A 21,990-nucleotide genomic window follows, 5' to 3' on the forward strand; every position below is an offset into this window, starting at 1 on the left:
CCATTCAGGCATGCTACAACTAAAGGTCATCAGGCAGCACAACGCTTACGAGGTACTTATGAGTCAACTATTTAGCCCTGCGCGAATTGGCAAACTGGAGCTGGAAAACCGTATTGTCATCGCCCCGATGTGCCAGTACTCCGCGGATAATGGCAAAGCAACCGCCTGGCACCGCATTCATCTCGGACAACTGGCTTTTTCCGGCGCCGGTTTATTAATTATCGAAGCCAGCGCCGTCGAGCCTGCGGGCCGCATCTCCCCGGCGGACGTCGGCTTGTGGGACGATGAAACCGAAGCCGCCCTGTACCGGGTACTGGAAGATGTTCGCGCCTATTCAACAACCCGCATCGGTATCCAGCTGGGACATGCCGGGCGCAAAGCTTCCGCCGCTGCACCCTGGCTTGGCGGCGGTCAGTTAGCGCTGGATAACGGCGGATGGCAAACCGTCGCCCCATCCGCGCTGGCATTCCATGACGGCGACCGGGCGCCGAAAGCGCTGAGCCATGACGATCTGGCGCGGCTTAAGCAAGCCTTTGTTGATAGCGCGCGACGCGCCGAACGCCTGGGTATTGAACTGATAGAGCTGCATGCCGCGCACGGCTATCTGCTGCATCAGTTCCTCTCCCCGTTGAGCAACCAGCGTACAGATGAATACGGCGGTTCGCTGGAGAATCGCTTACGTTTCCCGCTGGAGGTGTTCCAGGCAATACGGGAGGCAGTCAGCGAAAATATCGCCGTCGGCGTGCGACTTTCGGCGACGGACTGGGTGGACGGCGGTTGGGATACCGCGCAATCCATCGTCTTTAGTCAGCAGCTTGAAGCGTTGGGTTGCGACTATATTCACGTTTCCAGCGGCGGATTGTCGCCACGGCAGGCGATTCAGGTCGGTCCTGGCTATCAATTACCGTTCGCCCATGAAATCCGCCAGCAGATCAACGTTCCGGTCATTGGCGTAGGGTTAATCACAGAACCGCAGCAGGCTGAAGATGCCCTGGTAAACGGCGACGCCGATCTGATTGCCATCGCCCGCGCTGCGCTCTACAACCCACACTGGCCGTGGCAGGCTGCGGCTGCTCTGGGGGCCCAGGTTAGCGTGCCGCCGCAATATCTGCGCTCGGAGCCACATGGTCTGAAAGGTACGTTAAAAGCTAATTGCTGAGACTATACGAAGCGAATGATAGCGGCGCATCAGCGCCGCTAGATTACGGCAGGGTTAATCGCGGGTTTGCACCCAGAACGCGTGGATGAGACCAGGAATGTAGCCCAGCAAGGTCAGAATTATATTCAGAATGAATGCCCAGCCGAAACCTTTACCCAGCAGTACGCCCAGCGGCGGCAGGATGATAGTAAATACGATTCTCCAGAAACCCATACACTCTCCATACAAACAAAATTAACGACTTAAAAAAGAGACCTCGTCTCTAAGCATAGTAATTCTACCTGATGCCGCCACGTTATCCGCCCTTTTTACCCGATTTTACGCATTTTGTAATGACTATTGCGTCAGCGAGTGCAATTCATCCGATGTATGGTTTTGTGAGTTCGATCATGTCCTCCACTACGCATTGTCGTTATCCTTAATTCAACTTGTATGGTAGTAGACTATAAACAACGCGGTAAGGAAAAGTTTTCATGCAAATGACGATGCGCTGGTTTGGGCCAGACGAAGATAAAGTCACTCTTGAACAGATCCGTCAGGTTCCGGGGGTGGAAGGTGTGGTCGGCGCGCTGTACGACGTTCCGGTTGGCGAAGTCTGGCCGCGGGAGAAAATTAAGGCGTTAGTCGAGCAGGCCCACGCTAACGGTCTGACGATGGAAGTAATCGAAAGCGTGAATATTCACGACGCGATTAAAATCGGGTTACCGGAGCGCGATCGCTATATCGCCAACTATCAGCAAACTATCCGTAACCTCGCCGCCTTTGGCGTTAAGGTCATCTGCTACAACTTTATGCCGGTTTTTGACTGGATGAAAACCGACATGAACTACCGGCTGGCGGACGGGTCGCTGACGATGGCTTTTGAAAAAGCCGGCATCGATAAAACGCTGGAACAGGTCGTCTCGGAAGTGCTCAGCAACGCCAACGGCTATGCCCTGCCGGGCTGGGAGCCAGAACGTTTAGCGCAGGTACAGACGCTATTCGACAGCTATAAGGCGGTCGATGATGACAAACTGCGAGAAAATCTGCTCTATTTCCTGGAGAAAATTATCCCGGTCTGCGAAGAGGTCGGCGTGAAAATGGCCATTCATCCTGACGATCCGCCGTATTCTATTTTTGGTCTGCCGCGCATTATTAAAAACCGCGACGACCTCGACTGGTTGTGTCGCGCGGTGGATTCACCGGCAAACGGAATTACCTTATGTACCGGCTCTATTGCCGAGGAGCCGCAAAATAATGTTTATCAAATCCTCGCGGAATTCAGCCAGCGCGGGCGCATTCATTTCGCTCATGTCAGAAATATTAAAATCATAAAAGATAAAGATTTCTACGAATCGGCGCACCCTACCCGCTACGGTTCGCTCGATATGTACCGGGTGATGCAGGCGCTGCACGACAACGGCTTCGACGGCTATATTCGTCCCGATCATGGCCGTTTTATCTGGGGAGAAACCGGCCGCCCGGGATACGGCCTGTACGATCGCGCGCTCGGCGCCACTTACCTGCTGGGATTATGGGAAGCGCTGGAAAACCAGCACGCCTGATCCGCTCTTCACTCAGGTGCCGGAGTTCTCCGGCACTGAAAATAATAAAATCTCTGTTGGGAGGATGTCATGTCTCCAGCCCTGGCTCTGCTATGGGTGGTGGTCGGTATTGCGCTACTGGTCATCATGAATCTGAAATACAAAGTCCACAATATTTTCGCCTTGTTAATTGCCGGCCTGTTTGTCGCCATTATGGAGGGCGTGCCCCTCGATAAAATCGTCTCGATGGTTCAGCAAGGACTGGGCGGAATAATGGGACACCTGGCGCTGATCATTATATTCGGCGCTATCATTGGCAAATTTATGACTGAATCCGGCGCCAGCCAGCAGATTGCCGATACGGTCATCAGGCGTTGCGGCACCCGTTATCTGGCGGTCGGCTTAATGTTTATCGGCGTCATCTTCGGCATCGCTATGTTTTATGAAGTGGCGTTTTTGATTGCCATGCCGCTGGTTCTCAACATCGCCAGCAAAGCCAATATCCCGTGGATGAAACTGGTTATACCGACGGTCGTCGGCGCCACCATGGGCCATAGTTTATTTCCGCCACAGCCGGGGCCGGTTGCATTAGTCAGCGCCTTCCAGGCAGATATTGTCCAGGTTTATCTCTACGGCATTATCGTTATCATCCCGGCGCTGTTCTGTGCGGGGATTTTATTACCCGCCTGGCTTCCGGGCATCCGCGAGATGAAGCTGAATGCCATGATTAAACCGCAGGAGGAGAAACCCGCCGAGGCGCTGCCGTCGTTTGCGGTCAGCATTGCTATTCCGCTGATCCCCGCGATATTAATGATTGCGTCTTCGCTGATTCAGTCGCTGTTTGGCGCGACCTCTTCTGCGGCAAAATTCTTCCAGTTTCTCGGCAGCGCGGAAATTAGCATGCTGCTGGCGACCGGCGCCGCAATCTGGCTGCTCGGCTGCCGCCGCGGTATGAACGCCGTTCAGGTTAACCACTGCGTAACGGATTCGGTCGCCAGAATTGCCAACGTTCTGTTCGTCATCAGCGCCGGCGGCATTCTCAAACAGGTTATTATCGATTCCGGCGTCGGCGATCATATCGTCACGATGATGAGCCACGTCCCGCTGTCGCCGTTTATTATCGCCTGGTTGATTACGGCGATTATTCGTATTCTTACCGGCCAGGGCGCCGTGGCGGCAATTACTTCAGCCGGGATTGTTTCGCCGATGGTGACCGCGTTTCACCTTAATCCGGCGCTGATGTGTCTGGCGGTGGCCTGCGGTAGCAATACCATTACTCTGATGTATGACGGCGGGTTTCTGCTATTTAAGGAAACGTTTGGTATCTCGATGCGCGATACCTTTAAGACCTGGGGCTTACTGGAGCTTATCAACTCGGTGGTGGGTCTGTTGATGGTGTTATTACTGAGTCTGTTTATTTCCTGATAAAATACACCGCGGCGAGAATGGTATCGCCGCGGTAGCAGTCCAGTATCTTACTGCTGGCCGGCCGGCGCCTGCTGAGCTGGCGCATGCTCCGGCGCGATACTCTCTTTTATCTCTTTGGTTTTATTGGCGGCATCGGCGGAAAGCTGGTTGGCTTCAACGATGGCGTTATCTTTAATTTTTCCCGCCTCTTTCATGATCGCATCGCTTTTTTGCTGCGCATCCTGTTTTACCGCATCCGCTTTATTTTTCGCATCCTGGGCAATCGCGTCGGCTTTCTTGTCGGCTTCAGATTTAATACTGCTGGCCTGGTTTTTCAGGCTATCCGCTTCATTATTGGCCTGCGTTTTGATGTCGTCGATCTGCTTATCTGCTTCTTGCTTAATGGCCCGCGCTTTATCGGCAGCCGCGTCTTTAATTTGTTCCGCGTTATCTTTAGCCTGATCCAGTTTATTGTCGACTTTCGATGAGTCATCGCAGCCAAACAACGCCAGGCACAATGCAGAGGTAATCAGCGTTTTATTCCACAGTTTCATCAGTATTCCCTTATCGGTCCAGGTGGTAATCCAGTGACGGTCATAGCCTTGCCGTATCGGCATAGTCAATTTATTTATAATCGCTATGCCTGGAGAGTCAAGCTATCGATAATTTTCAGTAATGCTTTGCCGGAAAACGCATAGACAGGTTAAAGACAGCGGCTAATTTGCTTAAAAACAAGGCAAAAAACCGCTATTCCAGCAATCGATACGCCCGGGCGGATAACCTGCTTTCCTTCTGGATGGCTAAAAAGCATCTTATATTCCATTTTGCGCTAAACGGCAGATTTATGTTCTTTAAAATGCCGTTTTTACAGTTCTACCATTCAGCTATCTCGATACGAATGGGTAAATGGTTATGTCACTCTTTCACTCTGTAAGCGACCTGATTGGTCATACCCCGCTGTTACAGCTGCATAAACTGGATACCGGCCCGTGCAGCCTGTTCCTGAAACTGGAAAACCAAAACCCCGGCGGTTCGATAAAGGATCGCGTGGCGTTGTCGATGATTAATGAAGCCGAGCGCCAGGGAAAACTGCGCCCCGGCGGCACCATCATTGAAGCCACCGCCGGTAATACCGGGCTGGGGCTGGCGCTGATTGCCGCCCAGAAAGGCTACAAACTGATCCTGGTGGTACCGGACAAAATGAGCCGCGAGAAAATTTTCCATCTGCGCGCGCTGGGCGCCACCGTGCAGTTAACCCGCTCGGACGTCAACAAAGGCCATCCCGCCTATTATCAGGACTACGCCCGCCGTCTGGCGGAGGAAACGCCAGGCGCGTTTTATATTGACCAGTTCAACAATGAAGCCAACCCGTTGGCTCATGCCACCACTACCGCGCCGGAGCTGTTTGAGCAGCTCGATGGCGATATTGACGCCGTGGTGGTCGGTGTCGGCTCAGGCGGTACCCTGGGCGGTTTGCAGGCGTGGTTTGCGGAGCATTCGCCGAAAACCGAATTTATTCTTGCCGATCCTGCGGGGTCGATTCTGGCGGATCAGGTAGAGACCGGGCAATACGGTGAAACCGGCTCCTGGCTGGTGGAGGGGATCGGCGAAGATTTTATTCCCCCGCTCGCCCATCTGGAGAAAGTACGCAAAGCATGGCGGGTGACCGATCGTGAAGCGTTCGCCACCGCCCGGCAACTGCTGCAGGTGGAAGGTATCCTCGCCGGATCGTCAACGGGCACCCTGCTGACAGCAGCCCTGCGTTACTGCCGGGCGCAGTCCACCGCTAAACGGGTGGTGACTTTCGCCTGCGATAGCGGCAACAAATACCTGTCGAAAATGTTCAACGATGACTGGATGCGCCAGCAAGGTCTGCTAAGCCGTCCGACGCGCGGCGATCTTAGCGATTTTATTGCCCTGCGTCATGACGAAGGCGCAACCGTCACCGCCGCGCCCGACGATACGCTGGCTGCCGTCCTTGCTCGTATGCGCCTGTACGATTTCTCCCAGCTGCCGGTGCTGGAAAACGGTCACGTGGTAGGCATCGTCGATGAATGGGATCTGATAAGCCACGTCCAGGGCGACAGCCAGCGTTTCGCGCTGCCGGTCAGAGAGGCGATGACCCGCCATGTCGAAACCCTGGATAAGCACGCCCCGGAAAGCGCACTTAAAAATATCTTCGACCGTGGACACGTCGTGGTCGTCACCGATAACGATCGGTTTATCGGCCTGATTACCCGTAGCGACGTCCTGACCACCTGGCGTAACCGACTGGAACAATAAGGAACGAACATGAAAAACTTACAGACGCTCAGCGTCCATAGCGGCATTTTTAACGACCAGCATGGCGCGGTGATGCCGCCGATTTACGCCACCTCCACCTTTGCCCAGCCCGCGCCGGGCCAGCATACCGGCTACGAATATTCACGTAGCGGTAATCCGACCCGCCACGCGCTGGAGACGGCCATCGCTGAGCTGGAAAGCGGTAGCCGGGGTTTTGCTTTCGCTTCAGGCCTCGCGGCCATTTCCACGGTACTGGAGTTGCTGGATAAGGACAGCCACCTGGTAGCGGTAGATGATGTTTATGGCGGCACATACCGACTGATTGAAAATGTTCGCCGTCGTAGCGCCGGTCTGCAGGTGACCTGGGTCAAACCTGACGATCTGCCAGGCATCGAAGCCGCAATCCGCCCTGATACGCGGATGATTTGGGTGGAAACGCCGACCAATCCGTTATTAAAGCTGGCGGACCTTACCGCCATCGCCGCGATTGCCCGTCGACATAACATTATCAGCGTCACCGATAATACCTTCGCCTCACCGATCATCCATCGCCCTATCGAACTGGGCTTTGATATCGTGGTGCATTCGGCGACCAAATATCTCAACGGCCACTCGGACGTGGTTGCCGGTCTGGCGGTGGTTGGCGACAACCCCGCGCTGGCGGAGAAGCTGGGCTATCTGCAAAACGCCGTCGGCGGCGTACTTGACCCATTCAGCAGCTTCCTGACCCTGCGCGGCATCCGCACCCTGGCTCTACGGGTGGAACGTCATAGCAGCAACGCTCTGCTGCTGGCGGAATGGCTGGAGCAGCAGCCGCAGGTCGAGAAAGTGTGGTTCCCCTGGCTCGCCAGCCATCCTCATCACGATCTGGCTCGCCGACAGATGGCCCTGCCAGGCGGTATGATTTCCGTTGTGGTCAAAGGAGATGATGACTACGCCGGGCGCATCATCAAAAAACTACGGTTATTTACCCTGGCGGAAAGCCTGGGGGGCGTGGAAAGCCTGGTGAGCCAGCCGTTCAGCATGACACACGCCTCCATTCCGCTGGAACAGCGGCTGGCGAATGGTATAACGCCGCAGTTGATTAGACTCTCAGTAGGCATTGAAGATCCGCAAGACCTGATCGCTGACTGGCGAAACGCGCTACGTGAGTAAACGCTAACCCCGCGCACCGCGCGGGGTTTCATTAGCCTCAGCAGAAACATACCGCTTTGGCGTTTTCCGTCGGATGATAGGGATCGCTTTTGTGATCGTCACTATCATCCCGTTTACGTGGGATCTCACCGTGTTTACCCGGCTCTTCGCGCGCCGGGTGTTTACCGCGTTTATCCAGTTCATGGTGATGCGCTCTGCTCATCGTCTGGCTCTCCGGTTAATTGGGCGCCTGTTGGCGCAGCTTATCAACCCGCACCAGCGGCGGCGTCATTTTGCTATCCAGGCTTCCGTTAATGCTCACCAGTTTGTCCGGCTTGACTTCCTGACCATCAAAAACGGCTGCCGGAATAATGGCCGCAATGGTGCCGGTTTTATCACGGAACAGATAGCGGTCGTCGCCTTCATGCTTAATCACATTGCCGCGCAGGGAAATAGTCGCGCCGTCGTGCATGGTTTTCGCCTGCTCAATGGTCATAATCCGGCCATCCTCCATACCGCGATAGCCGCCGTCCAGCTGGTGCGGTGGCGGCGGCGCGGCATCGTTTTCAAAACCGCCCTTTTCTTCAGCCCAGACGCCAGCGGTGAGTAACAAACAGAGTGTCGCGATTAGCTTTTTCCTCATTATTTCACCTTTCATGTCAGCAGACTGTTATTAAAGTCTGGCCGCTGATAGCGATTTTAACAACGTCAATAATTCTGATATCAGCTAAAATAACAACGTCGCTATCGCTGCGTTAAATATAAACATCATGCTGGAGCCCAAATAATGGACAATAATCAACAGGATCCGCCAGAGATAAACGAGAATCTACAGGCGCTACGCTTCGAGTATAACTTCCGGCGCTACGGGGTGGTTTTTCTCGCCATTATTATCATTGCTGCATTATGCGGTTTATTTTCATCTGGCATCCTGAGTTCCGCCCATCATGAGAATTCCGCTTCATCGTTAACGGTAGACTATGACCGTTTTGCCAGACTAATGAGCGAAACCGAAGTCAATATTCAGGTGAAAAACAGTAGCCTCGCTCATACCTCAGTGGATTTTTCACCCACGCTATTAAGCCATTACCAAATTGGCGATATTCGACCGCAGCCCGATAAAATGTACAGCGCTAACGGTCATCTGATCCTGGTTTACAATGAAAATAGCCGTGGCGCGCCGCTTTCAGTGTGGTTATCCATCACGCCAAAAACTTTCGGCAACCTTTCCACGACACTGCAGGCGAATCAGCAACCCGCCGTCACCTTTAACCAATTTGTCTTTCCGTAGGAGCCACAACGATGGAAATGGTGCTCAGAGCTGTCGCAATCTATCTTATCTTATTGATTATTTTTAAAGTTGCTGGCAGAAGAACGCTTATGCAACTCACCAGTTTTGATCTGATTTTACTGCTAATTATCAGTGAGGCCACCCAGCAGGCCATGCTCAGTACCGACTATTCTGTTACCGGCTCAATGCTGACGATTGTCACGCTGGTCAGCGTAGATATTTTATTTGGCTATATTAAGAAACGCTTTTCGCAGGCTGAGAATTATCTTGATGGTTCGCCGACGATCGTCGTAGAAAATGGTGTTGTCGCTGACGATAAAATGAAAATGGTCGATATCTCTGTGGATGACATATTGCTCGCCGCGCGACAGCACCATGGTATATATCAACTTGAGAAGATTAAATTTGCGATCCTCGAACGTAACGGCCAGATTTCAATTATTCCGACCGAAGCGTGAGACGTTACTTATCGCGTTCCGGTTGCTTATCGCCCGACTCAGGTGCCCGTGTCGGGTCGTCCTCTTCTTTTTCAGTAACATAATTAATATACATACCCCCTCCAACTTTGCGGCATTGAATTATAAAGGTAGCGTTACCACGAATTTTATCCATTGCCATTATAAATAATGTCGCTTGTTAGCCATAATAAGTACTCTCAGATATTTCCGACCACCGGCCAGCAATGAATCAATAATACTCAATTACTCATGACCAATACACCATGGCGAAATGCCATGTTCAGATCAATTGAGGCGACTATGGCGGTAATGGTTATCACCGGCGGTAGTGCGGGCGCCGGTAAAGCGACGGCGCTACGTTTTGCGAAAGCCGGCTATGACGTGGCGATTATTGCGCGCGATGAAAGTGGGTTACAGGAGGCCGAACACGCATGCCGCCAGTTCGGCGTGCGGACGCAGGTTATCAGCGCTGATGTCGCTGACGCCCGCTCGCTGCGACAGGCCGCGGCAGAAATCGAAACCCAGCTCGGCGCCATTGAGGTGTGGGTCAATAATGCCATGGCCACGGTGTTAGCGCCCTTCCATCTGATGAGTGATGAGGAATTTCGCCGCGTGACGGAGGTGACCTATCTGGGTTATGTCAACGGCACACGCGCCGCGCTGGAAGTCATGAGCCCCAGAAACCGCGGGATAATAATCCAGGTGGGCTCCGCGCTTGCCTGGCGTTCCATCCCTTTGCAATCGGCGTATTGCGGCGCGAAGGCGGCGATTCGCGGATTTACCGATGCAGTGCGAACCGAACTGATGCATCAACGCAGCCGGATCCAATTAACCATGGTACAACTGCCCGGAATGAATACGACACAGTTTGGTTGGGCAAGGAATAAAATGGATAAAGAGATGCAGCCCGTTCCCCCGGTTTATCAGCCGGAGGTGGCGGCAGAGGCGATTTTTAGCGTCGTTCAGCGCCCCGTTCGCGAATTGTGGGTGGGTAAAAGCACCATTCAATCCATCGTTGGCCAGTTTTTCTTCCCTTCACTACTCGACCGCCTGATGGTTAACAAAGCCTGGGAAGGTCAGCTGACAGCGCAAGCGAAACGTAACGAAAAGCCAGACGATCTCTACTCTGCCGTGCGGGGCGAGCACAGCACCCGCGGGACATTTAGCGCCGGCGCTCGCCAGCGCTCATTTAACGTCAGCGCCGATTTGCCTGGTAAAGTCGCATCCGGTGTTGGGATCGCATTTGGACTGATGATATTACGCGGACTACTACGCCGCCCGCGAAAGCGCCGTTAATCGTGCTGGCGGCTAAACCAGCGATAACCATAATCGGCAAGCTGTAACCGACAGACCTTGCCGCCGGTAAGGCGATCGCGATAACGGCGGTCCTCCAGCAGGCAGGACCAGTAACCTGTCTCCTGACGCGGCAATCGTACCTCTACTGGGCGTTCGCAGAAGTTCGCCAGCATCAGCAGATCGCGAGATTAACCGCGGTAGCGCAGCGCTAACACCGATGGCGGCAAACCGGATACCAGCTCAAAGGGCGTGGTGCCCGGCTCATGGTATTCGGCGCGCAGTTGAACCATCTGCCGCACTTGCTGCAGTAACGAGTGGCGTTGGCGCAGCGCCAGTTCGACGTTGACCTGCTGATATCGCCATGAACCGCTGGCAACCGGCCTGACGAGTAATTTTTCCGCCGCGGCGGTGGAAAAGCCCCCATTCACCCCGGCTGACCACTGCATAGGCGTCCTCACGGCATAACGCTCTTTCAGCGACAGATCCTCGCCCATACCGATTTCATCGCCATAGCGCATCACAGGCACGCCAGGCAGCGACAGTAACACCGCATGGCAAAGCGCCAGCCGACGGATATTACCTTCCAGCATCGGCGCCAGGCGGCGGCGAATGCCACGTTGATAGACTGACATCGACTTCCCGGGGGCGAAACAGCGCAGCACAAACTGCCGGTCTGCGTCCTCAATACCCTCCAGGTCGAGCTCATCGTGATTACGTAGCCAGTTAGCAAAACAGCAACCGGGCGGCGGCTTAATCATCGCTTGCAGCGCGCTAACGAGCGGCTTCGCACTCTGCCGGGCGAGGCTTACGTAAAAAAATTTGTTCAACCAGAAATTAAGCACCAGTTGCAGGCGATCGCTGTGGCCGAAATAGTGACGATAATCGTTCACTGCCACGTCAACTTCACCGAGCAAAATGGCTTCAGGATTGGTCTGTTCAACCAGTTGCCGAAGATGGGCCAATATCCAGTACCCCTGCTCTTCGTCGCCATTTCCGGCTTGTTTAACCAGGTGTGAGGCGGCGTCAAGCCGAAAACCGCTCACCCCTACGCGTAGCCAAAAACGCACAATATTGTCAATTTCGTCTATCACCGGAGGGTGCACCAGATTGAGATCCGGCTCGTGGCGATAGAACATGTGGCGATAATACTGTCCCGCCTGTTGATCCCAGCGCCAGACGCTCTTTTCGACACCGGGAAACATTGGCGGATCGTCCTGTTCGGGCGGCGAATCGACCCAGAGATAATATGGCCGGAAAGGAGAATGCCTGTTTTTACGCGCCTCTTGAAACCAGGGATGTTGCGAAGAGGTATGCTGGATAACCAACTCGATGATTACGCGTATCCCCAATTCGCGCGCGTCATCAATCAGTCGAATAACGTCGCTAATTTGCCCAAAACGCGGATCGGGCTGCAGATGATCCTGCACATCGTAACCGTCATCGAGAAATGGGGTCAGATAAAAGGGGGTTAACCACAATACCGTCACCCCAAGGCTACGTAAGTAATAGAGTTTTTGCCTTATCCCTGCCAGATCGCCACAGCCATCACCATTGGCATCATAAAACAGCGAGGTATCAACCTGATAAATTACAGCGTTTTGAAACCACGGTTGGCGAGGCATTATTCCTCCTCGTATGAGCAGAACATCACGAGCGCCCGAAACATACCCGAGGTATAAGCTCTTATTTTCTCTGCGCAGGCTCCGGACGTGTGGCAAGTTTATCTACCATCATTTGCTGCCTCGGGGTCAATGACGGACACTGACAGTGCTCGCTGAAATTTATCTCTAACATAATCTGCTTTTCCGCCCTCGTTAGAGCCAGCGAGCTTTGGTTAATTCGTGACAAGATGGCAAGGAGGCGTATCATTTATAAACCTTTTGCCGCTAACGCTTGGCATCAAAACCCGGCGTTTCGGAGCGAATAATATATTGCTCCGTAATATCGGGTATATGATGCAGCAACCATTCGGCCATGCCTCTTTCTTCCGCCAGAATACTTTCTAAATCAGCAATCGAATCATGATCGTTGACCTTTTGCGCGGCGGTTAATAAGGAGGTATAACAGGCGACCTCAAACTGCTCGAAAACGTAACCGCTGATCACCCCTTTCACCACTTCATCTTGTGGAAACATTCCACCAATAGATTGTCCCATCGCGGCGATTTTACTCATTGAGTCTTTAAGAACCGAGCGGGAAATATTATTGCGCGCAATAATATCATCCAGCACGGTAATTTGCCGACGGGTTTCAAAAAGATGCTGCTCAAGGCGGGTACATAATTCCGGGTAGCTGTCGGTTCGTTTTACCATTGATTCAAGCATTGATTCAGCCTGCGTTTCCATAGCGTGCGCGTCACGCAACCAATCGTGATAGTTTTCAATATCAGTCATAACAACCTCTTTATAAAAAGATAATTACTCTTCAGCCTTATCTTCATTTTCTTCTGCGGCCTGGTCGGCTCGCGCTGCGCTATACCCTGATAAGTGGCCGACAATATTTGCATAAATACTAATAATGATGACCCACAGGACACTGTCTTTCCACCATATTACCGACGGTATAGCCAGTACAAACCACATTATCGCCGCGACGAGATGACACCTTTTTATTACAACCGGACTAAGACTCATTTTTTTGCCTGATGCCTTAGATAGGATTAAGCGGACTGTTGGGCATCCTGATTGACGTGTCCAACGGCGATGTCCGTTAATTTCATATCAGCGTCTTTTTCTTCTTCCAGCGTTTCCGCCAGCAGTTTCACCGCGGCTTTATAGCCGAGTTGCTCTGCCAGCGTACACAGCGTACCGTAGGCCGCAATTTCATAGTGTTCAACTTTCTGCGCGGCGGCTATCAGCGCAGCATCGCGGATCTCGTTCTTTTCCGTCGCTTCGATCACTTCGTTGGCCTCTTCGATAAGCCCTTCCATCGCCACGCACTTCATCCGTTTCAGGCGAATTTGATCATTTTTTTCGAGGAGTTTATCGATACGTTCTATATGGCCCTGCGTTTCCTCGAGGTGAGCGCTGAATGCGGTTTGTAGCTCTTCACATGCGCTGGCGCGGGATAGTTTAGCCAGCGCGCGGGTTAACTGTTTTTCCGCGCTATAGGTATCCGATAATAAATGGGTAAAAATATCTTCAATGGTTTGAATTTTCATAAATCACACCTTTAAAAAAAGCGGGCCAAATGACCCGCAGGGTATTTTGTCTATGGTTGTTTGCTTATCAACCAAATTTACTTCAACTGACTAACTGTCACCGGATTTACGGCCGCCGCCATGGCTGTTTTTACCGCCTTTTTTACCGGCTTCGGATGCACGTTCCGGGTCATTTTTAAAATTCCCGCCGCTGTGCTGACCGCCTTTACGTCCGGCCTCAGATGCTTTATCCCGGTCTTCTGCGAAATTACCTGAACCGCCTCTATGTTCTGCCATAATGGTTACCTTTTAGCTCGGTTAGTTAATGATGATTTATTGGTCTAAATCATCGCCGTCGAAAACTAAGCATGGCGTAATCGCTAAAAAAAGCAATTCACTAATAATTAATTAAAAGCCACCACAAAATTAATTAAACAATAAATAGCGAAGCCGCAAAATAACAACTTAGCGGCATAAGGTGATATTTTATGAGAGAAACAAACGCAACCGCAGGATAAATAAAAAACTATCCCGTCGAGATAAAAAGTGTAATGTAAAAAATGTTAAAGATTATAATTCGAAACATTTCATCATTGAATAATCCTAAAAACCACAGCAAAGAAATCAGTTTGCAAAACCTCTTATATCAAACAGTTGCCCCGTAAAAAACCGGGAATATATCTATTTAGACTCCAGCTGTATTTTTAAAAACTTCCGCATGTCTTCTATCATTACTCTTTTCTGTGAAGGAGATTGCTATGGATAATGACAAACTGCGTACCAACCATTGGCCACAACCCCCTTTCCCCGATCAACCGCAAACGCCTCCCGGCCTGGCCGCCGAAATGGAACCCACACCGGATCATGGTGAAGTCAGCTATAGCGGTTCAGGACGGCTACAGGGTAAGAAAGCGCTGATTACCGGCGGAGATTCCGGGATTGGTCGCGCCGTGGCCATCGCCTTTGCCCGCGAGGGCGCGGATGTTGCCATTAACTATCTGCCGGAAGAACAGAGCGATGCGGACGCCGTTATCGCGCTTATCAAAGCGGAAGGCCGTACCGCGGTGGCGATACCGGGCGATATTCGCGTGGAATCCTTCTGTGAAACGCTGGTGGAAAAAGCGGTAAGCGGTCTTGGCGGTTTGGATATTGTTGTGAATAATGCAGGACGTCAGCAATACTGTGAAAAAATTGAGCAACTCACCACCGCCGATTTCGATGCTACTTTCAAAACCAACGTCTATGCGCCGTTCTGGATAACCAAGGCCGCGCTACCGCACCTCAAAGCCCAAAGCGTGATTATCAACACCTCTTCGGTCCAGGCTTTTAAACCGAGCCCAATTCTGCTGGATTACGCCCAGACCAAAGCCTGCCTGGTGGCATTCACCAAATCGCTGGCCAAGCAGTTAGGGCCGCGTGGGATCCGGGTCAATGCAGTCGCTCCCGGCCCGTACTGGACGGTGCTGCAGTCAAGCGGCGGACAGCCGGCAGAAAAAGTGCAAAACTTCGGCGGCGATACGCCGCTGGGGCGGCCAGGGCAACCCGTTGAGATCGCCCCGCTGTATGTCACCCTCGCCTCTGATGCCTGCTCGTATGCCTCCGGCCAGGTCTGGTGTTCTGACGGCGGTGACGGCGTACTTTAATGATGGAATGCCGGCAGCACCAGTTCGCCAATCTCCTGCATCGTCTCGGCCAGCGGACGCTGGTTACGGCGGAAATGCAGGCCGATATGGTTCACGCCGGCATCGCGCATCGCATTCAATTCCTGAATGAGACCATAGCGGCCGCTGCTGATGCCGAAACGATGGCGCTGAATCGGCGCATTGGGGTCATCTTGCAGATCCAGATGGATGAAGCTGATATAGGGTTTCTCGCCCGCTACCCGGCGCCATAGCCTGACGCGGCTAACGTGCTCGTCAGGCTGACCTGGATAGGCGAGCCAGCCATCCATGTTACTGCCTACCCATTGCGCCGTTTGTTGCGCCAAACCAGCAACCAGCAGCGGCGGAGTCGGTTTGGCTGGCAATAACTGCAGGCCCGGCTCCAGTTGACGATCGGTCTCCCCCTTCAGCACGCTCACGCCGTGACGGAAACGCTCGCCACGGCTGGCGTAGTCTTCACCAAATAGCGGGTATTCGACTGGCCTGTCGCCGCTGGCGATGCCCAATAGCAGCCGGTCGCCGCTGAGCGCCTGCACCGTGGCGGCGGCTTTACGTACCAGCCATGGCTGACGTAGCGGCAACACAACCGCCGCCGTGCCCAGTAAAATATTTTGCGTCAGGCTCGATAAATAGCCGAGGTAGGTAAAGGCTTCAAAGACGTTAGCCGCGTCGCCAAACTGCGGATCGTACAGCGGAACATCGCGGATCCAGGCGGCACGAAAACCGAGCGTATCCGCCAGTTTAATGCGCTCCGCGTGCTCGCTCATATCCGGCACGCCAAACGGTCGCCCGTCGCGCTGCCGTTTTAGCTGTCCGCTTGTTGACCAGTCATTGTCCAGCGGCAGTTCAACGCCAATCGTTAGCGGCTGCTGGGTTAATTTTTCGATGCTCATAGGTCACTCCGTCAACCGCCTGGCGGTATCACGTTGAAAATATGAGCAAAGTGTTTCATGGAATGCTATTGCAATAAACAGCACTAATCGCAATAGATAATTGCTATTTATGGAATTATCTTGAGTTCTGATTTTGTTTAAATGGATAGCTCACCAACACCAGAGGAAGAAACAATGATAAAAACCGACGCCTGGCTGTGGAAAAAGCACGCCTCCCCGCTTCTGCTCGAACGCCATGAGAAAACGTTAGTCACACCCGCTGACGATCAGGTGCTGATCGAGAACCGCGCCATTGGCCTTAATCCGGTCGACTGGAAGCTGATGGCCGGTCTCTCCGACGCCTGGCAGGAGGATCAGATCCCCGGCGTCGACGGTATGGGGGTGATTACCGCCGTTGGCCGCAACGCCCGCCACCTTCGTCCCGGCACGCGAGTGATGTATCACACCGACCTGCGTTTTGACGGTAGCTTTGCCCGCCATACGTTAGTCAGCGCCCAGGCGGTGATTGCGGTTCCCGACCACATCAGCGACCTCACCGCTGCGGCGCTGCCGTGCCCCGGTCTGACGGCGTGGCAGGCAGCGCAAAAGATCCCCCTTCCGGCTGGCGAGAATGTACTGGTCAGCGGCGCCGGCGGCGCTGCCGGCAGTCTGTTAAGCCAGTTACTGATTGAGAGCGGCGCTAACGTCTACGTCACGGCCAGCGCCACGCATCACGCGAAACTGTTGGCTCGCGGGGTGATTCAGGCCTTTGATTATCACCATACCTCGTGGCCGCAGGAGTTAAAACGCGCGCTGGCGGGTAAATCGCTGTACGCCGCTTTCGATACCGTAAACCAGCAAAATGCCCTTTCGCTTGCCGGGTTGCTCGGCTACTACGGCCATCTGGTCTGTATACAGGACCGGCTCGAGCACGCGCCGCTACCCGCGTTTACTACCAGTATCTCATTACATGAGGTCGCGCTGGCGGCAATCCATCCTTACGGTACCCAGAGACAGTGGAGTCGATTACGTCAGGCCGGGGAAAGCATGCTGCAGCAGATCGGCCGCGGCGAACTGGTGATGCCGCCGATAGAAAGCGTCAGCTTCGACGAGATCCCGCAGGCGCTGGAAAGGCTAAAACAGAACAATAACGGTATTAAGTACGTAGCGGTGCTGTAATATCCATCAGCACGATGAATAACCTCAATCCCAAAAACCGGGTAATCAATGCCACATCCAACGGACCTCTTTCCGCTGGATGAGGCATCCATCGCTTCACTTCCGTAGGTCGGTGTGGTGCTGAATGGTTACAATAGCCTGGGATTCAGCAGAGTATTACCGAAAATATAACAGCTAGATTGCTACCTAATAGTTACCACTGTCGATTAAAAATTCAGATTGAAAGAATCAAAAAAAGGAGTAACGTTAAAAAAACATTAACAAAGAGGTGCAAAATGTTACGCGATTATTTAAAACTGGATTCTGAAGACCAATTAGTTGAACAACAAAGCGGTCATCAACCTAGCCAGCAGTATACCGAAGTGACTGAGTGGGTGATCCTCAATAAAGAGGGTAAGAAAAAAGGCCGCGTCTCCCTGTTTGATAAATTTAATACTCGTCGCTCGTGGAACGTTAATTTTCGTATTACCCAATTTGATAACAGCGGTAAAGTTATCGTTGACCAACTGACAGACGCTATTTAACAGAATAATTAATAACATAGCGCCCAATCTGTGATGGAAGCCACCTGACAAAACGCTGAGGCCAGCAACCGCATTCATGCGGGAAAGCATACATAGTTTTCAACTCATCAATTACCCGCTCGTTTTATAATAATAAAATGAGTACTCGCTGCGCCTGAAGAAAAATAAACGCGCCAGTCGGCGCGTTTAATCATTAATTGTTTCTGACCGGCGGCGTCACCCTGACGCCAATAAAGACAATCAGCATGGCGCTTAATAATAACAGCCCGCTGCCGGTAAATACGCCGCTGGCGCCGCTGATATCAAATATTGCCCCACCGCCGGCAGCCCCGGCGCTAATGGCCAACTGGATCGCCGCGACTAATAATCCCCCTGCGCTTTCCGCTTCATCCGGTACCGTGGTAGCAAGCCAGGTTGACCAGGCCACCGGCACCAGACCGAATGCAAATCCCCACAGGGCGACCAACAGACCATCGAGTAGCGCAATATGACCATACAGCACCATCATCAGCGCCAGCACGCTCATCGCCAGTGGAACCAGCGCCAGCGTCATCCGCAAACTGCGCGCCAGCAGATGCCCGGCAAGCGAGGTGCCAATAAAGTTGGCCACGCCGAACCCCAGCAATATCAACGATACCCCTTCTACGCTTGCCAGCGCCACGGTTTCGAGAAATGGCCGCAGATAGGTAAAGAAAGCGAAGTGGCCGCCAAAAATCAAAATCGAAGCCAGCAGACCGCCAACCATTCCCGGCCGCCGCAGTACCTTAAAGAGCGTACTAAAGCTGCCAGCACTCTCCGGGCGCATCGACGGCAGTACCCATAGCTGCCACAGTAGCGCGACCAGGCTCGGTACGGCGCAGATGATAAAGACGTTACGCCAACCAATGAGCGCGCCCAGGTAGCTACCCAGCGGCGCCGCCACTACGGTGGCAATCGACACCGCCGAGAAGATAATCGCCAGCGCTTTCGGCACCATCGCTGCCGGAACCAGCCGCATCGCCGTCGCCGTCGACATCGCCCAGAAGCCGCCGATAGCGATACCGAGCAGCAGGCGTCCCAGCAGCAGGAACTCCAGTGAACCGGCAAAGGCCACGATCAGACTGGAGATGATTTGCAATACGGAAAAGAACATCAGCACCCAGCGACGGTCGATATTGCGGGTTGCAGAGGTAATCAACAACCCCGTCACCAGAGCGATTAACGCCGTGGCGGTCACCGCCTGTCCGGCCATCCCCTCACTCACGCCCAGGCTGCTGGCCATCGGCGTCAGTAAACTGGCCGGTAGAAATTCAGCGACGATCAGGCCGAAGACCCCCAGCGCCAGCGCATACACGGCGCGCCACGCCGGACGGGCGTTAACTGCGCTCTCTTCAGCGACAATGCAAGAACTCATATACATCTCTCCAGAATCATTAACATTCGCCAAGCTTAGTGGCTTCCGTTAAGACGATATATGATACATACTCTGCAATTATTGATTATTCGTCCGGAAAAAAAGATGAACCTGCAAACGTTAGATCTGACCAGCGAGCTGTTACAGGGCATGCGGCTGTCGGGAGTGAAATACCGACGGATTGAAACCTCTCGTCCTTTTGGCGTGGAGTTTAATTCGGTTCCTGGCAAAGCGCAGTTTCATTTTGTCAGCCGCGGCCCGCTCCTGCTACAAATGAGCAACGGCAAACAGTTCTCGCTCGAGAGCGGTGATGCGGTGTTTATTCCCAATAGCGATGCGCATGCTCTGCTCTCAGATAGCAAAGCCGCGCGGGTTAACGTGATGGAACTCGACAGCAAACCGGTCTGCGGGACGGTTTCCTGCGTCAAAAACGCGGGCTGCGTTAATACCGAAGAAAATGCGGTTATCTTCAGCGCCTGTATGGATTTTGAATTAGGCGGAATGCAGCCGCTGGTTCGGGCCATGCCGGAGGTGATGCTGGTCAGTAGCCTGTTAAACGCCCGCCCGGAAATCCAGCCGCTGCTGGCGGCAATGGAGCGTGAATCCCTGACGCGTCAGGTGGGCTATGCCGGCATTCTGGCACGTCTCGCCGACGTCGTCGCGGCGCTGATCGTCCGCGCCTGGGTGGAATGCGGCTGCGGTAACGCCACCGGCTGGGTACAGGTACTGCGCGACCCGAAGCTATCGCGCGCGATATACGCTATGCATCAGCAGCCCGGCGTCAACTGGAAGGTAGAAGACTTAGCCCGCGAATCCGGCCTGTCGCGTTCGGTATTCGCCGAACGTTTTCTCACCGCCACCGGTACCACGCCGGCCCGCTACCTGACGGAATTACGCATGCGCCTGGCGGTGCAGTACATCAGCCATGAAGGCGAAGCGCTGGAAAAAGTCGCCTTCCGCCTCGGCTACAACTCGCTCGCCGCGTTTAGCCGCGCTTTTAAACGCATTACCGGCAAAGCGCCGGGAGCGCTGCGCAATGGTGTCAATGAACAAGCGGTAACCTGATAAGCGTTACTTCTTTTGCCAGTTGGCCCACGGGCCAGCGTCGGCAGAGGCAGTAGATTTGTCGATAAGCCCTTCCAGCGTATCGAGATAAAAGTTTTCGACTTCTTTACGCGCCCACGGCGTGCGGCGCAGAAATTTCAGGCTCGACTTAATGCTCGGATCGCTTTTGAAACAGTTGATTTTGATGTGTCTGGCCAGTTCATCCCAGCCATATCTGGCCACAAGGTCAGTGAGTAACGCTTCGAGCGTCACGCCGTGAAGCGGATCTTTTGACGTGTGCATTGTCTTTCCTGCATGAAAAATTTCGCTCACCATACGGACCGCGGCGGCATCATGCAACATCCCGCTACTTTTTTACATCACGTCCACGCGTTTCCTCTCTCCTTATCCGTTTTTCGCAAAAGCACTGAACCCACCGCGGTCATAAATTAGAAAAGAACGTTATTGGTCGAAAAAATTGCGCTAAGGCAAGCTGAGCGCATCTACCCGACAGAGGAAATCATCATGCGCCGTTGTTGCTGCCGAACCCAGAATCACTCAATAGCCAATGACCCGTACCCCGTTTTCGGAGAACACAATGAACGCCACGACTTTGCCGATTCTCGATCTGGCCCGCTATAGCAATCCTGCTGAAAAGGCCGGTTTTCTTGCCGACCTCCGCCAGGCCGCTCGCGATATTGGTTTCTTTTATCTTATTAATCACGGCGTGGACGCCGGATTGCAAACTGAAGTTCAACGCCAGGCGCGACGCTTTTTTGCCCTTGATGATAGCGAAAAGCAGCAGGTGGCGATGATTCACTCCCCCCATTTTCGCGGCTATAACCGCGCGGCTTCCGAGCTCACTCGCGGCCAGCCGGACTGGCGCGAACAGTTTGATATCGGCGCTGAACGCCCGGCTTTAACTCTCGCCGAAAACGCGCCACGTTGGCAGCGCCTGCAGGGACCGAATTTATGGCCCGCCGCGCTACCGTCGCTGAAACCCACTCTGCTGGGCTGGCAGCAGGCGATGACCGGCGTCGGGATGACCTTGCTGCGCGCGTTTGCCGAAGCGCTACAGTTGCCTGCCGACGCCTTTGACGCGCTGTATGGCGATAAGCCGAATGAACATATCAAACTGATTCGTTACCCCGGACAGCGTGAAACGAAAAGCGACCAGGGCGTCGGCGCGCATAAAGATTCCGGATTCTTAAGCTTCCTGTTACAGGACGAGCAGAAAGGACTGCAGGTGGAAGTCGCGCCGGACCGCTGGATCGATGCCACGCCGCTGGCGGGAAGCTTTGTGGTAAATATCGGCGAGCTGCTTGAGCTGGCGACTAATGGTTATCTGCGCGCCACCGTTCATCGCGTGGTCTCGCCGCCGGCAGAACAGGAACGTCTCTCTATCGCCTTCTTTCTTGGCGCGCAGCTCGATGCCGTGGTGCCGGTGTACCGCCTGCCCGACCATCTGGCGCAGGAAGCGCTCGGCCCGGATAGCGATCCGCAAAATCCGCTGCTGCGGGATGTTGGCTGGAATTACCTCAAAGGGCGGCTGCGTTCCCACCCGGACGTCGCCGAACGTTATTACCAGGATGTTTTTCGCGAACGTACTGAGCAACTGATCGTTTAA

Annotated in this window: 24 protein-coding genes and 1 pseudogene; 13 read left to right on the forward strand and 12 right to left on the reverse strand. The window is 53.6% G+C overall.

Translation table 11 applies throughout. The features are described from left to right. Nucleotides 1-58: 58 nt before the first annotated feature. Entirely contained in the window at nucleotides 59-1,159 is a 1,101-nt protein-coding gene (locus KGA69_RS18490) for an NADH:flavin oxidoreductase/NADH oxidase (RefSeq protein WP_213292559.1), read from the forward strand. Nucleotides 1,160-1,213: 54 nt separating this feature from the next. On the opposite strand, the gene KGA69_RS18495 is transcribed toward KGA69_RS18490, so the two are convergent. Beyond that, nucleotides 1,214-1,372, reverse strand: a complete 159-nt coding sequence (locus tag KGA69_RS18495; protein WP_002903230.1) for a YqaE/Pmp3 family membrane protein — start codon at nucleotides 1,370-1,372, stop codon at nucleotides 1,214-1,216. A 260-nt stretch (nucleotides 1,373-1,632) separates the two neighbouring features. On the opposite strand from KGA69_RS18495, the gene uxuA reads away from it, so the two are divergent. Continuing rightward, a complete protein-coding gene (gene uxuA / locus KGA69_RS18500) occupies nucleotides 1,633-2,703 on the forward strand; it encodes a mannonate dehydratase (protein WP_045394436.1) in 1,071 nt (356 codons plus the stop codon). A 69-nt stretch (nucleotides 2,704-2,772) separates the two neighbouring features. Then, the gene (locus tag KGA69_RS18505) at nucleotides 2,773-4,107 is read left to right on the forward strand and encodes a gluconate:H+ symporter (protein WP_045394438.1); all 1,335 of its coding nucleotides are present in this window, start codon (nucleotides 2,773-2,775) and stop codon (nucleotides 4,105-4,107) included. A gap of 50 nt (nucleotides 4,108-4,157) precedes the next feature. Here KGA69_RS18505 and KGA69_RS18510 read toward each other — a convergent pair whose 3' ends face one another. Beyond that, on the reverse strand, nucleotides 4,158-4,643 hold the full coding sequence (locus tag KGA69_RS18510; protein ID WP_411710443.1) for an E3 ubiquitin--protein ligase: 486 nt from the start codon (nucleotides 4,641-4,643) through the stop codon (nucleotides 4,158-4,160). Between the two features lie 352 nt (nucleotides 4,644-4,995). On the opposite strand from KGA69_RS18510, the gene KGA69_RS18515 reads away from it, so the two are divergent. Together KGA69_RS18515 and KGA69_RS18520 are read left to right on the forward strand one after the other, a co-directional pair. Further along, complete coding sequence (locus KGA69_RS18515; protein WP_213292561.1) at nucleotides 4,996-6,372, forward strand: pyridoxal-phosphate dependent enzyme; 1,377 nt, start codon at nucleotides 4,996-4,998, stop codon at nucleotides 6,370-6,372. Nucleotides 6,373-6,381: 9 nt separating this feature from the next. Beyond that, nucleotides 6,382-7,527, forward strand: coding sequence for a trans-sulfuration enzyme family protein (locus KGA69_RS18520; RefSeq protein ID WP_045394441.1), 1,146 nt, complete (start codon nucleotides 6,382-6,384; stop codon nucleotides 7,525-7,527). Nucleotides 7,528-7,564: 37 nt separating this feature from the next. Here the strand turns inward: KGA69_RS18520 and KGA69_RS18525 are convergent, their stop codons facing one another. Together KGA69_RS18525 and KGA69_RS18530 are read right to left on the reverse strand one after the other, a co-directional pair. Continuing rightward, nucleotides 7,565-7,729: a hypothetical protein gene (locus KGA69_RS18525; RefSeq protein WP_074165369.1), complete on the reverse strand. Its 165-nt coding sequence runs from the start codon at nucleotides 7,727-7,729 to the stop codon at nucleotides 7,565-7,567. 15 nt (nucleotides 7,730-7,744) lie between these two features. Beyond that, nucleotides 7,745-8,149, reverse strand: coding sequence for a YdeI family stress tolerance OB fold protein (locus tag KGA69_RS18530; RefSeq protein ID WP_049059479.1), 405 nt, complete (start codon nucleotides 8,147-8,149; stop codon nucleotides 7,745-7,747). 144 nt (nucleotides 8,150-8,293) lie between these two features. Here KGA69_RS18530 and KGA69_RS18535 point away from each other — a divergent pair, with 144 nt between their 5' ends. From KGA69_RS18535 to KGA69_RS18545, 3 genes are all read left to right on the forward strand, one after another. After that, on the forward strand, nucleotides 8,294-8,797 hold the full coding sequence (locus tag KGA69_RS18535; RefSeq protein ID WP_047048243.1) for a hypothetical protein: 504 nt from the start codon (nucleotides 8,294-8,296) through the stop codon (nucleotides 8,795-8,797). Nucleotides 8,798-8,808: 11 nt separating this feature from the next. Beyond that, nucleotides 8,809-9,255 carry a DUF421 domain-containing protein gene (locus tag KGA69_RS18540; RefSeq protein ID WP_213292562.1) on the forward strand — a complete coding sequence of 149 codons (447 nt, stop codon included), beginning with the start codon at nucleotides 8,809-8,811 and terminating at the stop codon, nucleotides 9,253-9,255. A gap of 309 nt (nucleotides 9,256-9,564) precedes the next feature. After that, nucleotides 9,565-10,551 (forward strand): SDR family oxidoreductase, encoded by a 987-nt coding sequence (locus KGA69_RS18545; protein ID WP_223685269.1) that lies wholly within the window; start codon nucleotides 9,565-9,567, stop codon nucleotides 10,549-10,551. On the opposite strand, the pseudogene KGA69_RS18550 reads toward KGA69_RS18545, so the two are convergent. The 5 genes and pseudogenes from KGA69_RS18550 to KGA69_RS18570 form a co-directional block, all read right to left on the reverse strand. Beyond that, nucleotides 10,548-12,173 (reverse strand): annotated as a pseudogene (locus KGA69_RS18550) (alpha-amylase family protein). The gene KGA69_RS18545 and the pseudogene KGA69_RS18550 sit on opposite strands and share 4 nt — an antisense overlap. Before the next feature lie 264 nt (nucleotides 12,174-12,437). Further along, nucleotides 12,438-12,944, reverse strand: coding sequence for a ferritin-like domain-containing protein (locus KGA69_RS18555; RefSeq protein WP_213292563.1), 507 nt, complete (start codon nucleotides 12,942-12,944; stop codon nucleotides 12,438-12,440). A gap of 24 nt (nucleotides 12,945-12,968) precedes the next feature. After that, entirely contained in the window at nucleotides 12,969-13,184 is a 216-nt protein-coding gene (locus KGA69_RS18560) for a hypothetical protein (protein WP_032705768.1), read from the reverse strand. A 26-nt stretch (nucleotides 13,185-13,210) separates the two neighbouring features. Continuing rightward, the gene (locus KGA69_RS18565; RefSeq protein ID WP_213292564.1) at nucleotides 13,211-13,711 is read right to left on the reverse strand and encodes a YciE/YciF ferroxidase family protein; all 501 of its coding nucleotides are present in this window, start codon (nucleotides 13,709-13,711) and stop codon (nucleotides 13,211-13,213) included. Nucleotides 13,712-13,801: 90 nt separating this feature from the next. Beyond that, nucleotides 13,802-13,987: a con-10 family general stress protein gene (locus KGA69_RS18570; protein ID WP_045394453.1), complete on the reverse strand. Its 186-nt coding sequence runs from the start codon at nucleotides 13,985-13,987 to the stop codon at nucleotides 13,802-13,804. A 461-nt stretch (nucleotides 13,988-14,448) separates the two neighbouring features. Between KGA69_RS18570 and KGA69_RS18575 the strand changes: the two genes are divergently transcribed. Beyond that, complete coding sequence (locus KGA69_RS18575) at nucleotides 14,449-15,333, forward strand: SDR family oxidoreductase (RefSeq protein ID WP_015366683.1); 885 nt, start codon at nucleotides 14,449-14,451, stop codon at nucleotides 15,331-15,333. Here the strand turns inward: KGA69_RS18575 and KGA69_RS18580 are convergent. After that, nucleotides 15,330-16,244 (reverse strand): TIGR03571 family LLM class oxidoreductase, encoded by a 915-nt coding sequence (locus tag KGA69_RS18580; RefSeq protein ID WP_045394455.1) that lies wholly within the window; start codon nucleotides 16,242-16,244, stop codon nucleotides 15,330-15,332. The genes KGA69_RS18575 and KGA69_RS18580 overlap by 4 nt on opposite strands. A 174-nt stretch (nucleotides 16,245-16,418) precedes the next feature. Here KGA69_RS18580 and KGA69_RS18585 point away from each other — a divergent pair, with 174 nt between their 5' ends. Together KGA69_RS18585 and KGA69_RS18590 are read left to right on the forward strand one after the other, a co-directional pair. Next, nucleotides 16,419-17,402, forward strand: a complete 984-nt coding sequence (locus KGA69_RS18585) for a zinc-binding dehydrogenase (protein ID WP_063447053.1) — start codon at nucleotides 16,419-16,421, stop codon at nucleotides 17,400-17,402. 275 nt (nucleotides 17,403-17,677) lie between these two features. Further along, nucleotides 17,678-17,926 (forward strand): hypothetical protein, encoded by a 249-nt coding sequence (locus KGA69_RS18590; RefSeq protein ID WP_015366686.1) that lies wholly within the window; start codon nucleotides 17,678-17,680, stop codon nucleotides 17,924-17,926. Between the two features lie 193 nt (nucleotides 17,927-18,119). Here KGA69_RS18590 and KGA69_RS18595 read toward each other — a convergent pair whose 3' ends face one another. Then, on the reverse strand, nucleotides 18,120-19,319 hold the full coding sequence (locus KGA69_RS18595; protein WP_213292565.1) for an MFS transporter: 1,200 nt from the start codon (nucleotides 19,317-19,319) through the stop codon (nucleotides 18,120-18,122). 105 nt (nucleotides 19,320-19,424) lie between these two features. On the opposite strand from KGA69_RS18595, the gene KGA69_RS18600 reads away from it, so the two are divergent. Continuing rightward, entirely contained in the window at nucleotides 19,425-20,384 is a 960-nt protein-coding gene (locus KGA69_RS18600) for an AraC family transcriptional regulator (protein ID WP_213292566.1), read from the forward strand. 6 nt (nucleotides 20,385-20,390) lie between these two features. Here KGA69_RS18600 and KGA69_RS18605 read toward each other — a convergent pair whose 3' ends face one another. Next, a complete protein-coding gene (locus KGA69_RS18605; RefSeq protein WP_213292567.1) occupies nucleotides 20,391-20,666 on the reverse strand; it encodes a VF530 family protein in 276 nt (91 codons plus the stop codon). Nucleotides 20,667-20,961: 295 nt separating this feature from the next. Between KGA69_RS18605 and KGA69_RS18610 the strand changes: the two genes are divergently transcribed. Next, nucleotides 20,962-21,990 (forward strand): isopenicillin N synthase family dioxygenase, encoded by a 1,029-nt coding sequence (locus KGA69_RS18610; protein ID WP_213292568.1) that lies wholly within the window; start codon nucleotides 20,962-20,964, stop codon nucleotides 21,988-21,990.

This window comes from Klebsiella sp. A52 (assembly GCF_018388785.1).
GTDB lineage: Bacteria > Pseudomonadota > Gammaproteobacteria > Enterobacterales > Enterobacteriaceae > Klebsiella > Klebsiella aerogenes.

Bases quoted from the DNA above. Each gene is read 5' to 3' on its own strand.
- KGA69_RS18530 (WP_049059479.1), bottom strand. From the start codon at position 8,149: ATGAGGAAAAAGCTAATCGCGACACTCTGTTTGTTACTCACCGCTGGC.
- KGA69_RS18580 (WP_045394455.1), bottom strand. From the start codon at position 16,244: ATGAGCATCGAAAAATTAACCCAGCAGCCGCTAACGATTGGCGTTGAA.
- KGA69_RS18610 (WP_213292568.1), top strand. From the start codon at position 20,962: ATGAACGCCACGACTTTGCCGATTCTCGATCTGGCCCGCTATAGCAAT.
- KGA69_RS18570 (WP_045394453.1), bottom strand. From the start codon at position 13,987: ATGGCAGAACATAGAGGCGGTTCAGGTAATTTCGCAGAAGACCGGGAT.
- KGA69_RS18535 (WP_047048243.1), top strand. From the start codon at position 8,294: ATGGACAATAATCAACAGGATCCGCCAGAGATAAACGAGAATCTACAG.
- KGA69_RS18525 (WP_074165369.1), bottom strand. From the start codon at position 7,729: ATGAGCAGAGCGCATCACCATGAACTGGATAAACGCGGTAAACACCCG.
- KGA69_RS18490 (WP_213292559.1), top strand. From the start codon at position 59: ATGAGTCAACTATTTAGCCCTGCGCGAATTGGCAAACTGGAGCTGGAA.
- KGA69_RS18605 (WP_213292567.1), bottom strand. From the start codon at position 20,666: ATGCACACGTCAAAAGATCCGCTTCACGGCGTGACGCTCGAAGCGTTA.
- KGA69_RS18600 (WP_213292566.1), top strand. From the start codon at position 19,425: ATGAACCTGCAAACGTTAGATCTGACCAGCGAGCTGTTACAGGGCATG.
- KGA69_RS18540 (WP_213292562.1), top strand. From the start codon at position 8,809: ATGGAAATGGTGCTCAGAGCTGTCGCAATCTATCTTATCTTATTGATT.
- uxuA (WP_045394436.1), top strand. From the start codon at position 1,633: ATGCAAATGACGATGCGCTGGTTTGGGCCAGACGAAGATAAAGTCACT.
- KGA69_RS18515 (WP_213292561.1), top strand. From the start codon at position 4,996: ATGGTTATGTCACTCTTTCACTCTGTAAGCGACCTGATTGGTCATACC.
- KGA69_RS18510 (WP_411710443.1), bottom strand. From the start codon at position 4,643: ATGAAACTGTGGAATAAAACGCTGATTACCTCTGCATTGTGCCTGGCG.
- KGA69_RS18565 (WP_213292564.1), bottom strand. From the start codon at position 13,711: ATGAAAATTCAAACCATTGAAGATATTTTTACCCATTTATTATCGGAT.
- KGA69_RS18495 (WP_002903230.1), bottom strand. From the start codon at position 1,372: ATGGGTTTCTGGAGAATCGTATTTACTATCATCCTGCCGCCGCTGGGC.
- KGA69_RS18560 (WP_032705768.1), bottom strand. From the start codon at position 13,184: ATGAGTCTTAGTCCGGTTGTAATAAAAAGGTGTCATCTCGTCGCGGCG.
- KGA69_RS18595 (WP_213292565.1), bottom strand. From the start codon at position 19,319: ATGAGTTCTTGCATTGTCGCTGAAGAGAGCGCAGTTAACGCCCGTCCG.
- KGA69_RS18520 (WP_045394441.1), top strand. From the start codon at position 6,382: ATGAAAAACTTACAGACGCTCAGCGTCCATAGCGGCATTTTTAACGAC.
- KGA69_RS18590 (WP_015366686.1), top strand. From the start codon at position 17,678: ATGTTACGCGATTATTTAAAACTGGATTCTGAAGACCAATTAGTTGAA.
- KGA69_RS18555 (WP_213292563.1), bottom strand. From the start codon at position 12,944: ATGACTGATATTGAAAACTATCACGATTGGTTGCGTGACGCGCACGCT.
- KGA69_RS18505 (WP_045394438.1), top strand. From the start codon at position 2,773: ATGTCTCCAGCCCTGGCTCTGCTATGGGTGGTGGTCGGTATTGCGCTA.
- KGA69_RS18545 (WP_223685269.1), top strand. From the start codon at position 9,565: ATGGTTATCACCGGCGGTAGTGCGGGCGCCGGTAAAGCGACGGCGCTA.
- KGA69_RS18585 (WP_063447053.1), top strand. From the start codon at position 16,419: ATGATAAAAACCGACGCCTGGCTGTGGAAAAAGCACGCCTCCCCGCTT.
- KGA69_RS18575 (WP_015366683.1), top strand. From the start codon at position 14,449: ATGGATAATGACAAACTGCGTACCAACCATTGGCCACAACCCCCTTTC.